The 14,839-nt window shown below is 44.0% G+C and carries 13 protein-coding genes; 8 read left to right on the top strand and 5 right to left on the bottom strand.

Features of this window, described 5'->3' with window-relative positions; all coding sequences use genetic code 11:
• Positions 1-5: 5 nt before the first annotated feature.
• Entirely contained in the window at positions 6-1,010 is a 1,005-nt protein-coding gene (locus QOZ98_RS12990) for an alpha/beta hydrolase (RefSeq protein ID WP_308787851.1), read from the bottom strand.
• Between the two features lie 266 nt (positions 1,011-1,276).
• Between QOZ98_RS12990 and QOZ98_RS12985 the strand changes: the two genes are divergently transcribed.
• Together QOZ98_RS12985 and QOZ98_RS12980 are read left to right on the top strand one after the other, a co-directional pair.
• A complete protein-coding gene (locus QOZ98_RS12985) occupies positions 1,277-2,014 on the top strand; it encodes a hypothetical protein (protein ID WP_308787850.1) in 738 nt (245 codons plus the stop codon).
• A 112-nt stretch (positions 2,015-2,126) separates the two neighbouring features.
• A complete protein-coding gene (locus QOZ98_RS12980; protein WP_308787849.1) occupies positions 2,127-3,065 on the top strand; it encodes a ring-cleaving dioxygenase in 939 nt (312 codons plus the stop codon).
• Between the two features lie 452 nt (positions 3,066-3,517).
• On the opposite strand, the gene QOZ98_RS12975 is transcribed toward QOZ98_RS12980, so the two are convergent.
• On the bottom strand, positions 3,518-4,426 hold the full coding sequence (locus tag QOZ98_RS12975; RefSeq protein ID WP_308787848.1) for a proline dehydrogenase family protein: 909 nt from the start codon (positions 4,424-4,426) through the stop codon (positions 3,518-3,520).
• A 273-nt stretch (positions 4,427-4,699) separates the two neighbouring features.
• Here QOZ98_RS12975 and QOZ98_RS12970 point away from each other — a divergent pair, with 273 nt between their 5' ends.
• Positions 4,700-6,109, top strand: coding sequence for a hypothetical protein (locus tag QOZ98_RS12970; protein WP_308787847.1), 1,410 nt, complete (start codon positions 4,700-4,702; stop codon positions 6,107-6,109).
• Positions 6,110-6,410: 301 nt separating this feature from the next.
• Here the strand turns inward: QOZ98_RS12970 and QOZ98_RS12965 are convergent, their stop codons facing one another.
• The gene (locus tag QOZ98_RS12965; protein ID WP_308787846.1) at positions 6,411-6,971 is read right to left on the bottom strand and encodes a shikimate kinase; all 561 of its coding nucleotides are present in this window, start codon (positions 6,969-6,971) and stop codon (positions 6,411-6,413) included.
• Between the two features lie 179 nt (positions 6,972-7,150).
• Here QOZ98_RS12965 and QOZ98_RS12960 point away from each other — a divergent pair, with 179 nt between their 5' ends.
• The gene (locus tag QOZ98_RS12960; RefSeq protein ID WP_308787845.1) at positions 7,151-8,191 is read left to right on the top strand and encodes a lactonase family protein; all 1,041 of its coding nucleotides are present in this window, start codon (positions 7,151-7,153) and stop codon (positions 8,189-8,191) included.
• A gap of 50 nt (positions 8,192-8,241) precedes the next feature.
• On the opposite strand, the gene QOZ98_RS12955 is transcribed toward QOZ98_RS12960, so the two are convergent.
• Positions 8,242-8,571 carry a hypothetical protein gene (locus tag QOZ98_RS12955; protein WP_308787844.1) on the bottom strand — a complete coding sequence of 110 codons (330 nt, stop codon included), beginning with the start codon at positions 8,569-8,571 and terminating at the stop codon, positions 8,242-8,244.
• A gap of 3 nt (positions 8,572-8,574) precedes the next feature.
• The gene (locus QOZ98_RS12950; RefSeq protein ID WP_308787843.1) at positions 8,575-9,153 is read right to left on the bottom strand and encodes an SCO family protein; all 579 of its coding nucleotides are present in this window, start codon (positions 9,151-9,153) and stop codon (positions 8,575-8,577) included.
• Positions 9,154-9,385: 232 nt separating this feature from the next.
• On the opposite strand from QOZ98_RS12950, the gene glgB reads away from it, so the two are divergent.
• From glgB to glgA, 4 genes are read left to right on the top strand one after another with little or no spacing between them, the layout of a single operon-like run.
• Positions 9,386-11,245 (top strand): 1,4-alpha-glucan branching protein GlgB, encoded by a 1,860-nt coding sequence (gene glgB, locus QOZ98_RS12945; protein ID WP_308787842.1) that lies wholly within the window; start codon positions 9,386-9,388, stop codon positions 11,243-11,245.
• Positions 11,242-12,393: a glucose-1-phosphate adenylyltransferase gene (locus QOZ98_RS12940; protein WP_456154011.1), complete on the top strand. Its 1,152-nt coding sequence runs from the start codon at positions 11,242-11,244 to the stop codon at positions 12,391-12,393. Before glgB ends, QOZ98_RS12940 begins: the two co-directional genes overlap by 4 nt.
• Complete coding sequence (locus QOZ98_RS12935; RefSeq protein WP_308787840.1) at positions 12,390-13,412, top strand: GlgC family sugar phosphate nucleotidyltransferase; 1,023 nt, start codon at positions 12,390-12,392, stop codon at positions 13,410-13,412. The genes QOZ98_RS12940 and QOZ98_RS12935 overlap by 4 nt, the downstream gene beginning before the upstream one ends.
• A complete protein-coding gene (glgA, locus tag QOZ98_RS12930) occupies positions 13,409-14,833 on the top strand; it encodes a glycogen synthase GlgA (RefSeq protein WP_308787839.1) in 1,425 nt (474 codons plus the stop codon). The genes QOZ98_RS12935 and glgA overlap by 4 nt, the downstream gene beginning before the upstream one ends.
• Positions 14,834-14,839 lie beyond the last annotated feature (6 nt).

Genomic DNA, 14,839 nt, shown 5'->3' with positions numbered 1-14,839 from the left:
TTATTTTACTGACTATGGATGAAAAGAAACTGGAGAGTTTTATCAAGTGTTTCCCGCGCATCTTCCGTGCTTAAATCGTATTGATACTCGTGTTTCAGATTTTTTTGGGTACCTTCAAAAAAGACAGAACTGACTGGAACGTCATAAGATTGCAGAACATCGGCCAGTTCAGTGGATTGCGACACAAAAGGATCTGCGTCACCGACTGTGATGAAAGCGGGCGGAAAGTTCGAGGTGACATGTTGGACCGTCGAAAGCTCATCGATCCTCTGGAACGATTCGAATGGTTCTGCCCCTGTGTAAGCTGATAGATATACATCAATATTGGGAAAGGCCGTGGCTCTGACCGTGTCCAAGTTGTACAAGCCGCACAAAAGCAATGCTCCTTGAAGTTGGCTATTGGCGATAGCTGGTTGAATCGCCATCGTTTCGGCCAATTCTACATTCGATACAAGCGAAGCAACTTGGCTGGCAATCTGCGCTCCTGCCGAATCGCCGCCTACAAATACACGGTCCATGTCGCCGCCGTATTCAGCTGCATGAAGCTGCATATAGGCAAGTGCTTTGTTCGCCTGCAGCACTGGACCTGGATAAAGCGACTCTGGGGCTAAGGCATAATCGATGTTTGCTACTACATAGCCGGCATCTGCCAAAGCCATTGCATAGTCCTGGCGGCTGTCTTTGGAACCTCCAACATAGCCGCCGCCATGAATCCATAAAATGACCGGCATTGAAGGGGCTCCATCTTTAGGATAATAAATATCCAAAAAGCTGTTAGCGGTATCACTATAAGATAAATTTTTCCTAACTTCGACCCGCTCGCTGATTTCATTGATGTTTGGTGGAGAGCTGAAGGCTGCGGAGCCTGCAATTTGTATGGATGCGGAAGCATCAGGGGAGGAGGTGATTTCCCCAAAAGCGGCCATAATAAATAACAGGGCAATCAAGAAAACAGGCATCATCCATTTTTTTTGAATCCAGTGTCTGAATTGAGCTCCCACAGTATCCATCCTTTAAAGTGAATTTTCACTAATAATCATCGTATTAACTGACCGGCTGGCGCATGTTATAAGAAGATCGGTTTCAAAGTTGCGTAACTTCAATTGTTTTTTAGCTTCTTTATATAATAACTATGCTAACACGAAAAAAGATAGTGACCAATAGATTAATTTCATCAAACTGAAATATGTTTGTAATGATAGAAGAGCAGGAATGCAATATAATATGGGTACCTTAGGAGGTAGAGCTTTTTGGGCTTTCGAAAAGGAGTGAGCGAATGTTCGGATTAGCCGATTTAGTATCATTGATAATTTCCGCATTTATTATCTTGCCGGTTGTCGTCTTTTTAAGAGAGTCGGGTTATTTAATAATGAGCTTGATTTTGGGCGTGAAAAACCCGCGAATGACGATTGGTTCGGGTACAAGGATTATTAAAATAGGAATGTTCGACATACGGAAATACTATCATCTGTATAGCTGGTATTCGTATGATTCTCTGAAAAGGGAAGGGAAGTTTGCTTATGTATCCCTGTATGCAGGCCCTATTTTAGTGAATCTGGTAGTGGCAGTCACGATAAATGCCATGTTGGCGAATGGCATGCTGGAAGAGTATGCCACTTTCTGGGACAGATTTGTCTTTTATGCCTTTTACTATGTATTATTTGATATTGTTCCAATGAAAACGGCTAATGGGATGCCGAACAACGGACTGATCATTTATGATATGCTTCGCCATGGCAAAAGAACGGATTATAACAATGAACCTTTCCTTCCCTCTACCTCTGAAGTGGAAGATCAGTATCAAGAGGAAGTAGAAAAAATAGAAGAAGTCAAAGAGCATCAAAAAGATCAAGTGGAAGAAGAACAGGAAAATTCGAATATTTCTAAAACAGAAGAACAACAGCGAAAAGAGAAAATTGAAGAAGAAAAACAGGACAACAAAGAAAGCTTGGAAGAAATTAAACAACAGCGAGAAGAACAGTTGGAAAAGCATGAAGACAATAAGCCGCAATGAAGTTTTATTGCTAAATAGTGTCTGAACACGGAATTGCAATTAATATTTCTAATTCGAGATAATACAATGGTAAGATAACCATATAGTTGTAATGACAAAGGAGTGCTGCGCAATGACGAAGAAGTCAATGGGAATCCATCATATCACTGCAATTGTTGGAGACCCGCAAGAAAATGTAGATTTTTACGCAGGTGTATTGGGGCTGCGCTTGGTAAAGAAAACAGTGAATTTTGACGATCCAGGAACCTATCATCTATATTTTGGTGATCAAACTGCAAAGCCCGGAACCATCATTACCTTCTTTCCCTGGGGAGATGCCTACAAAGGGAAAATCGGGGATGGCCAAGTTGGTGTCACCACTTACGCAGTTCCTGTTGGAGCTCTGGTTTTCTGGGAAAACAGGCTGGAAAAGTTCAAGATTCCATTTTCAAAAACAAAGCGTTTTGATGAGCAATATTTAACATTTGACGATCCGCATGGATTGCATGTAGAGCTGGTTGAAAGACAGCAAGGCGAAGCAAACAGCTGGGGAATTGGTGAAGTTGCGGAAGAGGTTGCGATCAAAGGATTTGGCGGGGTTACTTTATATACGGCCAATGCGGAAAAAACCGCTGAATTATTAGAGACGGTCATGGGACTCGAACGGATAGGGGAAGAAGACGGCCTCTTGCGTTTCCGTGCAGCAAGCGATCTGGGCAATATCATTGATGTAAAATTGTCTCCGGTTGGTACAGGGCAGATGGGCGTTGGAACTGTCCACCACATTGCGTGGCGTGCACAAGATGATGCCGACCAATTGGATTGGAAAGCGCAGGTGGAAACTTACGGATTGGGAGTGACCCCTGTTCAAGACCGCAATTACTTTAATGCCATTTATTTCCGTGAATATGGAGACATCCTATTTGAAATCGCAACCGATCCACCTGGGTTTGCAATAGATGAATCTCCCGAATCGCTCGGAGAAGCGTTGATGCTGCCACTGCAATACGAAAGGCACAGAAAGAACCTTCAGCAAGATTTGCCGCCTATCCAAGTAAGAAATTTGGATTGAAAAAAGAAAAGCGTAAGCGCCCGTGTAGGTCCGACGGGCATAAGACGCTCCGGCGAAGCGGCGTTTCTTCAGCCGCACAGCTGGAGTGGCTTATGACCCTAGGGCCTGGGCGCTGAAGTCTGGACAATGAAGAAAAGTGTAAGCGCCCGTGTAGGTCCGACGGGCATAAGACGCTCCGGCGAAGCGGCGTTTCTTCAGCCGCACAGCTGGAGTGGCTTATGACCCTAGGGCCTGGGCGCTGAAGTCTGGACAATGAAGAAAAGCGGAAGCGCCCAAAAGCAGAAGCTAACCTAAGAGCGCGACTTCGTGTCGCAACGGTTAGCTGACCCGCATCCTGCGGCCCCTTGACCGGCATAAGACGCACTGGCGAAGCGGCGTTCTTAAGCGTTTCTTTCGTTCGACTTATCTAATTGGCAAAAAGAAGCACCTCCAGATTTTGGAGGTGCTTCTTTTTATTTAGAAACTAAACTTTTCAACGCCAAGTTGATGTTTTGAGGTCTTTCAGCCAATCGTCTCATATAATACGCATACCAGTCCTGGCCAAAAGGAACATAGGTTGTGAATGCAAAACCTTCTTTTGCCAGATCCTTTTGCATTTCTGTCCGAAAACCGTACAGCATCTGAAACTCAAAGCTGTGCAGCGGAATATTTTCCTCTTTTACAAACGCTTTTACCTGTTCAATAATATGATGGTCGTGCGTTGCAATCGATGTATATCCAGGAGCTTGGAGGTGAAGTTTGATCAGCTTCAAATAATTTTCATCGATCTCTTTTTTCTCCTGAAGTGAGACTTCCGGGCTTTCTTTATATGCCCCTTTTACGAGGCGGAGCCGAACATTCTTCAAGTTTTCTAGATCTTTTTCGGCTCGGTATAAATAGGCCTGGATCACGGTTCCGACATTATCGTATTCCTTAAGCAGGACATTTAGGATATCAAGTGTTTGCTGCAGGTGATCATAATCTTCCATATCCAAATTAATGAAGATATCATAGTTTGCAGCAGCTGATACAATTTCTTGGATGTTTTCCAGACAGAAATCCGGGTCTACGTCCAAACCGATTTGTGTCAACTTGATGGACATATGTGCATTAACGCCATGAACTTGAATGGCTTCCAGTGTTTTTAGGATAGCTTCCTTGGCTTGTGTTGCTTCTTCTTTGGTCTGTACAAACTCACCCAGATTATCGATTGTGGCACTAATTCCATTCGCATTAAGTTCCTTGACCGATTGCATCATGCTTTTGATGTCAGTTCCGGCAACTACTTTTCCAGCGCCTAATTTTAAACCCCATCTTTTAGCCCCGCTATTGAGCGCCTGGTTTTTGGACAAGGCGATAAAGAAGCTTCTTGTTACACCCACGTTTAATTCCTCCTATACTATGAGAAAACGATGTCAATCTGTTAAGCCTTTACCATAGGGAATTGCTTCCTCAATGAAATACCACTCATTGTTATCTCAGAGCATATCACATATTAACTGAAAACAAAAAATCTTAAGAAGATGCCGAGAGATTAGTACAGCCTTAGCCGCCCAGTCCCGAAATCAATCGGAAATCCATGGAACTTGAAAGAATAGTGCACTAAAAGGTGTAGAATAAAAAGAAATGATGGAGCTATTCAAAGGGGGGATGAAATGAATCAGAAAGCAGCTATAGGATTTATTTTTTCAGTTTCAGCGTATGCTCTCGTGCATTTTGTCACTTACTTTTTTGAGAGTGGTCCGTTAAACGCGATGCTCCCAATTTTAGGTGTGCTAATTTTATTGTCGGCCTTGTTCTTGCTGCCATTGAAAAAAATTCAGCTGCAATTGTTCTTGATTGCCGCGGCTTTGATAGTGCTTTTTTTTACAAGCAATTCTTTTATGGGTGATATATTCGAGGGGCTGCAGCAGATGAGAAGCCTCATTGGATTACTGCTGATTGTTCCAATGATCAGCTGGGTTTTGAAAGAAGAACCTTATATAGAAGAGATTATGAGTTTTGCCCATAATTTGCTAAATAAGAGCCAGAAGTTTTACTTTGGGCTGATGGCGATGACCCAAGTAATTTCCCATTTCCTCTTGTTTGGGGTGGTGCCGATGATGTACCGCTTTATCGATGTGTTTTTAAAAGAACATAAAGACGAGGCCTGGGAAAATTTTAAAGGAACAGCTATCCTGCGCGGCTTTGGATTGTCTACATTATGGGTCATCAGCATCCCCAGCTTTATTTTTGCGGTGGAAGCGCTTGAAGCGACTCTTTGGAAGTCGATGGCGCTCGGGTTTGCTTTCGCTTTCGCGGGAACGATTTTATCTGTAATTTTCTCTTATTTCCAGGAAAAGAAGTACGGAGTGGACTTTACTTATGTTTTGAAACAGGAAATTGATAAAGCCATGAAGAATTCACGGAACCAAGGAAAGTGGAATAAGGATGTGGCAGAGTTTGTGTTTCTGTTCATTTCCCTGTTTGGGACCATTTTCTTTGTGCATGAAATGACCGGTTTGGAATTTTTGTTGACCATTCCATTAGTAATCCTTGGATGGACTATGCTGTATTTTTTAATCAAAAGAAAACCTTGCAGTTTTGTTGTGGAGACCCGGTATTATTTCTCGACAGGAATCGCGAAACAAGCGCAGCAGTTTAGCATTTTAATTGCCGCAGGTTTGTTGATCTATGCACTGAACCAGTCAAATGCAGGTGGCTATGTGATCGGCGGCATGAACTATTTGACTGGAATCGTTCCAGTGCTCAATGTTCTGTTCCTGATTCCGTTCATTGTCATCTTTCTGGGCTTTATCGGTTTGGGGCCGTTGCCAGTCATCGTTTTGGTGACAGGGGTTTTAGAGGCGATCCCTTTTCCATACCCGCCGGAACTGGTGGTACTGGCCGTGACTTCGGGAAGCGTCATCTCCATCATTTTATCTCCTTTTGTGATGCCGGTTATTATTTTGAGCAGTGTCAATGGATTGAGCGGGATCCGGAATGGCCTGCAATTCAACTTGAAGTTTGCTGTCGCTTTTTATATCATGGTCCAATTATTCATCCAGACGGTAATTCACTTGTAATGGAATCTTCCGCTGAATTGTTCTATATCTTTTAAGAATACAGCGGAAAATATGATTTTGTTTTGAATTTACTCTTCTTAGCGATGGCGCATCCACGGGCACTCGCCTTTGCCCTGCCCAAAGCACAGAGTAAAAGTTGGTTTCTTTATTTCAGCATATATATTTTACTAAGATAAAAATTGTAAGCTTCTAAAACATATCGTATACTTTAAAATATCTGAATATTAGAACGGGGAGGAGTGGCAGAAGATATGACAAATCAACAAAAAACCCGCCATATAGATATGACGGGTTTCCTCTTTTATTTTGGCTGGGGTGCATGAATTTCCCAGGATAGTTTCAAGGCATCAGCCAAGTAATCAGCCGCTTCTTCCGCTTTGAAATTATCGACCTGGAACTTGGAATGATTTAATGAATAAATTGTTTGCCGTTCAAGAAACAGCGTTTTCATGTCTTCGAGAGAGCGTCCTTTTAAAAGAGGGCGGTTGTCGACGAGAATGTGGATACGGTCTTTCCACGATTCCCATGAGATATCGAGAAACAGGACGATGCAGTCGGCCATGCAGATGTCCTGTATTTCTTTTTGCAAAAAGGCACCGCCGCCGACAGAAATGATGTTCAGCGGCTGTTGGCTGTATTTCACTATCAATTCTTTTTCTTTGGCACGAAAGGCCTGTTCTCCGTAGACTTCGAATATTTGTGGAATCGGCATAGCAAATGCTTTCTCAATCTCCACATCAATATCGACGAAGTTGCGATACAGTTTTTGGGCCAGCAGTTTTCCAACAGTTGTTTTTCCGACTCCCATGAAGCCGATGCATACAATGCTTTTTTCGCGGATGGATAAACCGAAGTTTCTCATGGACAACCTTCTTTCTCGTATAATAGACTGGTCAGGTTTCATAGCTTACTTTAACTCATCTTCACCGGAAATTCACGGGAATTTAAAATTTTATAATTGGACGAAGAAGTTGCGTCCGTGCCGTACCCGCACTAAAAATGGAGAAGTTTGCTTTGTACTAGAAATCGAGGAGGAATTTGATGGCATCCAGCTACCTGCTGACAGGATCGTATTCATCAGAAAAAGAACCGGGCATCAAACTTTGGGAATTTGAAGACACCACGGGAGAATTAACAGAGCTAATGGGCATAGCGGGTATTGAACGCCCATCTTTTATCGCTGTTCATCCGAACGGCACAAGTTTTGTAGCTGCCAGTGAAGTGGGCAATGGCGAACTTGTCAGCTATTGGATCCAACCGGCAGCCAAGAAAATAGTGGAAATCAACCGCCAATCTTCCAATGGGGACCATCCGGCTCATGTCACCATCGATGAAACGGGGCAATGGCTGCTCACTGTTACATATTCAGGCGCGACCGTGAATGTTTATCCGCTCCATGCAGATGGAGCGATTGGAGAGCTAGCGGCTTCAGTAATGCATGAAGGCTCCGGGCCGAATCCAGACCGGCAAGATGCTGCTCATCCGCATTCAGTCATACAAGTTCCGGGGAAAAATTTGTTTTTGGTATCGGATTTGGGGACAGATACAATATCCACCTATAAACTGGATGCCAATACCGGGACATTGACGCTGAAATACAAAGTGAAAACAGAGGCGGGAGCTGGTCCGCGCCATTTAAGCTTTCACCCAGAAAAACCTTTGGTCTATTCCTTAAATGAGATTAATTCCACGCTGTTGGTCTACAAAATCAGCCAAGACGGGCAATTGGAATTTTTGCAGCTGCTGCCTTTAGTGCCTGACAGTTACACAGGAGAAAATACCAGCGCAGAAATTACTGTTTCAAGCGATGGCCTGTTTGTTTACGCATCAAACCGCGGACATGACAGCATCGCATCTTTTGCCGTTCAGGAGAATGGTACATTGGAAAATATCGGCTTGACCAGTTCAGGAGGCGAAGGGCCGAGGCATTTTACTTTAATCCCCGGCAATGTCTGGATGGTAGTAGCGAATGAAAACTCACATACACTTGTTGTTTTAAAGATCGTCGGTTCAGGTGCTCCTTGTACAGTTGAGAATACCATACAGACCACCGCTCCAGTGTGTGTCAAAGTCATAAAGTAAATGCAATAACGAAAAACAGCCAGAGAATTTTTTCTCTGGCTGTTTTTTAGTTACCAATCCGTCGATTCTTTTTCCATAATGCCCAATTCTTTCATCAGCCGGATAAACCCGCTGTCCCGATTGCCTTCAAAGGCTTTTTCGGTACAGGAAGAATGTGGAGGATAATTGAGCTCTTTGGCTGTCTCCAATGTTGATTCTTCCAGGAAATTAGTGGCCTCTGCCTGTTCGAAACAGGAAGGAGCTATATACGTTCTAAACGAATGCTCCAGGATGACTCGGCTTTCATCAGCCGGAACATTTTCACGTGGAATGAAAAACAGGAGGAGCAATGCGGCGGCAGCAAGCAGGAGGGCGGCCGTCCAGATTTTTTTCTGCTTCATCTGCTATTCCTCCGTCAGTAGGATTTCTGCGTCTGCTAAAATCTCTTCAACCGGTGGGTTTAAGCCGTCATATGATTTCATGATGACACCTTCTTGATCGACTAGATAAAAGTACGTGCCATGAATAACTTGATCGTCATTTTCAGGTTTTCTTGCTAAAGTTTCGAAATTGTCCATGGCAAACTCATCGATTTCCTGAGGTGTATAGCCGGTCAGCAAATTCCAGCTGGATAAATCGGCGCCGTAGTTCTCGGCATAGGACTTCAGGACATCGGGCTTATCAAACGCCGGGTCCACACTGAAGGAAACGATCTGGACATCCAGTCCTTCGGCTGCCAATTGTGCCTGCAAGTCGGTCATGTTGGCCATCATTGGCAAGCAGACTGTGGTGCAATTGGTGAACACAAAATCAGCAAGCCAAACTTCGCCTTCCAGGTCAGCCAGGCCAAAATCTTCGTTGTTATGGTTGGTGAAAGTAAATTCTTCTATCTCCCACTCGAGCGGGTCTTCAATGCCTTGAGTGCATGCCGCCAGAAAGATACTGAAGAAAACAGCCAGCAGCAGGGCTCTATATTTTCGCACAAATTTCAGCCTCTCTTTCAATTAAACAGCTATCTTCCTAAGCGTAGTGGATATTCTTCCTTCAAACAAGGGTATAAGAAGAAAGAAATGTGTAGACATTTCGAACGAAGAGGCAGCGGAATTTTCAATTTATCGAATTTTTTGAACAATTCTCTTTCTTAACAAGGAATTTACAGTACTTATGTAGAATTAAAAGAAGACGCGGAACTGTAAAAAATTTGGAGGTGTCAAGATGAATGACCTGCAAAGCCGTCTTACTCAGGAACAGCTGGATGCTTTCCATGCGGGCTTGATGAAAGACGCTTATCTATATTTTGGAGCACATGCAGCTGCAGATACAACGAGGTTTACAATATGGGTTCCGGATGTGGCAAATGTGGAAGTAGCTTTTACGGGTCCTGAAAGTATGGTAGAAGAAGTTTTTCAAATGAAACAGCATCCTCTCGATGAGACAATCTGGGACATACAAATTCCGCAGAAACTGACCGGCTGTTCGTATGAATATATCATCGAAACAAGAGCTGGCAAAAAGCTGCGTAAATCCGACCCCTACGCGCTTGAAGGTGAGATGAGACCGAAAACCAAATCGGTGGTAGCTTCAGCCTCCAAGCATACATGGTCGAAAACAGTTTTGCACCAAAAGAAAATACAAAATAATGACCACCGTGAAAAACCCATGGTGATTTACGAATTACATATCGGGACATGGAAGCGCAATGCCGAGGGAGGATTTTTGAACTACCGTGAATTGGCTTCAAAACTGATTCCGTACGTCTTGGACATGGGCTTTACGCATATCGAAATCTTGCCCATCACAGAGCATCCACTGGATGAATCCTGGGGATACCAGACTACCGGTTATTTTGCGCCAACCAGCCGCTACGGAACAGCTGATGATTTAAAATACTTTATCGCACAATGCGCCGAGAATAAAATCGGATTGATTTTGGATTGGGTTCCTGGACATTTCTGTGTTGATGAACACGCGCTAGCTCTCTTTAATGGCAGTCCCTTGTACGAGGATGAGCGGGAGGAACGGGGTGCCAATCCTGACTGGGGCACCTTAAATTTTGATATTCAAAGAGGAGAAGTCGTCAGCTTTTTAATATCGAGCGGACATTATTGGCTCAATGAATTTAAATTTGACGGCTTCCGAATGGATGCATTGGTTTGTTTATTGTTTATCCCGAACAGAGAAGAGCGTCCGCATAATCAGGAAGGCACTAATTTTCTGAGGAAACTGACAAATAGTTTAAGAGAGTTTTACCCTGAAGTGCTATTGATCGCCGAAGATGCCTGGCATTACCCAAAAGTGACGCACGAAGTTTCTGAAGGGGGTGTCGGTTTTCACTATAAATGGAATTTTGGGTGGATGCGCGACACGCTGGATTACATGGAAATACAGCCATCCGAACGCTCTGAAGCACACCAAAAGATGAACTTTTCTCTCGTATACCAGTACGAGGAGCGCTACCTTCTCGCGCTGTCGCATGATGAAGTCGTAAATGGAAGAGGCTCCCTTTTAAATAAACTTCCCGGAACGCTGGATGAACGGTTTCTGCAATTGCGGCTGCTGCTCGGTTTCTGGATTGCCCACCCCGGCAAGAAATTGCTGTTTATGGGCCAGGAGTTTGGCCATTTCGAAGAATGGGAATTTAAACCAGAGTTGGATTGGGCTTCGTTGGATACTGAAGAACATAAGAAAATGGCTGATTATACAAGAGATCTGCTGGAATTTTACAAAACAGAAAAAGCATTATTTGAACTGGACGACCATCCAGATGGCTTTTCCTGGATCGATGCAGATAACAATGAACAAAGTGTGGCTGCCTTTATTCGAAGAGGATTCATGCCAGAAGACGAATGCATTGTCGTCTGCAACTTTTCGAGTCGCCGGTACGAGAATTTTAAGGTAGGGGTTCCAAAAAGTACGGAATATGAAAAAATCTTTACATCAGGAAACGATGCCCCAGAGGCTGTTATTGGGACCTTTGATGATCCATACGATGATCTTCCGTACTCCGTAGAAATGGATTTGCCAGCATTTACGATGAGCATATGGAAACAAAAACAAGATGGGAGTGAAGCATGATGAATGATAAAGTAGTCGCAATGCTGTTGGCCGGTGGACAAGGAAGCCGGTTGAAATCATTAACTTATACGATAGCCAAACCTGCGCTTCCGTTTGGGGGGAAATATCGCATCATCGATTTCCCGTTATCCAACTGCACCAACTCAGGCATCGAAACTGTCGGTGTGCTGACGCAATACCAGCCGCATGTCCTGCACGAGTATATCGGGTTGGGAACCCCATGGGATTTGGATCGCCACAACGGCGGAGTTACAATGCTCCCGCCCTACGCGGAAATTGATGGGATAAAATGGTACGCGGGAACAGCCAGCGCAATTTATCAGAACATCAGCTTTCTTCAATCCTGTGATCCGGAGTATGTATTGATTCTTTCAGGGGATCATATTTATAAAATGGATTATGAATTGCTCGTCGATTACCATAAAGAGCATGAAGCCGACGTGACAATTTCCGTCCTGGAAGTCCCGTGGGAAGAAGCCAGCCGATTTGGGGTCATTAACGTCAACGACGAGATGGATGTGTTGGAATTTGATGAAAAGCCGGAAAATCCGAAAAGCAACCTGGCTTCCATGGGCGTGTATGTATTCACATGGGAAAAGCTGAAAGAGTATTTAGAGACGGATAATGTAGATGAATCATCTTCCCATGACTTCGGAAAAGACATCTTGCCGTCCATGCTGCAAAAAGGCGAAAAAATGGTTGCCTACCCGTTTAAAGGATATTGGAAAGATGTTGGAACTGTCGAAAGTTTATGGGAAGCCAATATGGATTTACTGGATTTGAATTCTGGCCTAAATTTGCACGATCCGGGTTGGCGTATTTTTTCTTCGAATCCGCAACTTCCTCCGCAAGTTATTACTGGAACCGGTAATGTTCAAGGTTCTATGGTAAATGAAGGATGTGTCATTTCTGGTGAAGTTTTAAAATCTGTTATTTTTCAGAATGTGATGGTTGAAGAAGGTGCATCGGTTTCGGAAAGTGTGATTATGAGCGGAGTGACAATCGGCAAAAACGTAAAGCTTCACCGTGCGATTGTACCGCCTAGACTTGATGTGCCGGAAGGGTTTGAAGTGTCGAACCAGAAGGATGAAGTGGTTTTATTGACACAAGAGCAGCTGGATGAATGGAAGGAGCGTGGCGGAAAATGAATTTAATGGCAGTAGTAGACGCCTCTGTTAAAAAAGAAGGGCTGCAGGATTTGACAATGCAACGGACCGTTTCTTCTGTACCATTTGCAGGACGTTATCGATTAATCGACTTTCCTTTATCAAATCTTGTGAATTCCGGTGTTAATACGGTCGGCGTATTTCCTACCTATCCTTTTGCTTCTTTGCTTGATCACATTGGTGTCGGCAAAAGCTGGGATTTGGACAGAAGAAAAAATGGCCTTTTTTTCCTTCCGGTTACCCAACGCGATGGGGGGATATCCAGTGTCGGTGCATTTGGGGCTTTAGAAGAGCATATACAGTTTTTCACGAAGAGCATTCAGCCGCATGCTGTTGTCATCAATAGCTTCATTGTAAGCCAATTGGATTTCAAAGACATGCTGGATCAGCATATCCAATCAGGTGCAGATATCACCGAAGCAGTAAGCGGAGGAGTTTCCTTAAAAACCTATATTTTGTCTAAAGATCTGCTAATTGATTTGATCCGGACTCACCGGGACAAAAAAGTGGTAAGCGTCGAAGATGTGGTAAATTTAAAGAAGAGCCCATATAAATTCAACGAGTATGAATATGAAGGATATTTTGCCGTTATCGATTCTGTTCAAAGTTATTTTCAGGCATCATTGGCTTTGCTGGATGAAGAAAATCGGAAACAACTGTTTCTGGCTGACCGTCCGATTTATACAAAGGTGAAGGATGAGCCGCCGACACGATACGTAAGCGGTTGCCATGTTGAACGCGCACTCGTCGCAAATGGCAGTACGATCATGGGTCAAGTGGCTGACAGCATCATCAGCCGTGCCGTTTATATTAAAAAAAGTGCACGTGTCGAGAAATGCATCATCATGCAAAAATGCGTTATTGAGGAAAATTGTGACTTGTCTTATGTCATTGCAGATAAAGACGTCTACATCGGTGAAGGGGTAGTTTTGCATGGAACAGCTGAACAGCCGATTGTTTTGCGTAAAGGGGAAAAGGTCACTAAGGAGGACATGCGATGAAAATCATTATGGCAGCAGCAGAATGTGCGCCTTTTGCAAAAGCCGGAGGACTGGCGGATGTAATAGGTGCGTTGCCGAAAGAGCTCAGCAGATTAGGCCATGAAGTCAATGTCATCATACCCAAATACAGTTTGATCTCAGAAGAATATGCAGGAGAATTCGTCTTGAAAGAATCGGTCGAATTCAGCTTTAAAGGCCAGCAAAAATCATTTGGGGTTTTTGAATATGACCAGGCTGGCGTGAAATTTCTGTTTGTGGAAAATGACAGCTATTTCAAAAGAGACCAGATTTATGGTGAGGATGATGCTGAACGATATGCTTTTTTCAATCGTGCAGTGCTGGAGATCATCCAACGGCAGGAGCAGCAGCCGGATCTGCTTCATGTCCATGACTGGCATACCGCCATGGTTCCTTTTTTATTGAAGGAAGATCAGCGATATTCGTCCATTAGAGAAATCAAGACAGTGTTGACAATTCATAATCTGCAGTTTCAAGGAAAGTTTTCAAAAGACACTTTCCTGGAAAACTTTGAAATGGATGCGCGTTATTATGACGAAGGGATTGTGGAATGGCGCGGCGACTTCAATTCGTTAAAAACGGGTATTTCATACGTGGATAAAGTGACGACTGTCAGCCCCACTTATCGAGATGAAATCTTAACGGACTTTTATGGGGAAAAGCTGAACAGCTTCCTGCAGGAAAAACAGCAGGACCTGGTTGGCATTTTAAATGGCATTGATACCGAAGTTTATAATCCTGCGACGGACCTGTCCATTGAACACGAGTTTGATGCGATGAGCATGGAAGGCAAACTGGTCAATAAGCGGGCAATCCAAAGACGAGCTGGACTGCCGGAGCGCGGGGATGTTCCGTTGCTGACGATGATTTCCAGACTGTCAGGGCAAAAAGGGATTGATGTTTTGGAGGAAGTGCTTCCGGTATTATTGGCAGAAGAGGATCTTCAGTTTGTCTTGCTGGGTTCTGGAGAAGAACAGTACGAACAGTTTTTCCGGACGCTGGCAGCTGATTTTCCGGATAAGGTTTATATTCATGTGGGCTTTGATGAGGCGTTCGCCCATCTCCTGTATGCGGGAGCCGACATCTTCCTGATGCCTTCCCACTTTGAGCCGTGTGGCCTTAGCCAACTGATTTCGATGCGTTATGGAACGGTCCCGGTAGCCAATAAAACAGGCGGCTTGAAAGACACAGTAGTAGAATACGACGAACAGCTAAAGGCCGGAAATGGATTTTTAAGTGATTTTTCACAAAGCCAGCCATTTGGTCTGGCACTCGCACGAGCCCTGGCTTTTTATCAGCAGCCAGAGCATTGGGAGGCCGTTAAGACAAACGGCATGAAAGGTGATTATTCCTGGTCGCGCTCTGCGGCAGAATACGCTAAACTCTATGAAAGGATAATCTAAAGGGGT

The sequence above is a fragment of the Planomicrobium stackebrandtii genome (assembly GCF_030814955.1).
In the GTDB taxonomy this organism is placed as follows: Bacteria; Bacillota; Bacilli; order Bacillales_A; family Planococcaceae; genus Planococcus; species Planococcus stackebrandtii.
The sequence above is the reverse complement of the archived record's forward strand: the minus strand, read 5'-3'. Positions and strand labels throughout refer to the sequence as shown.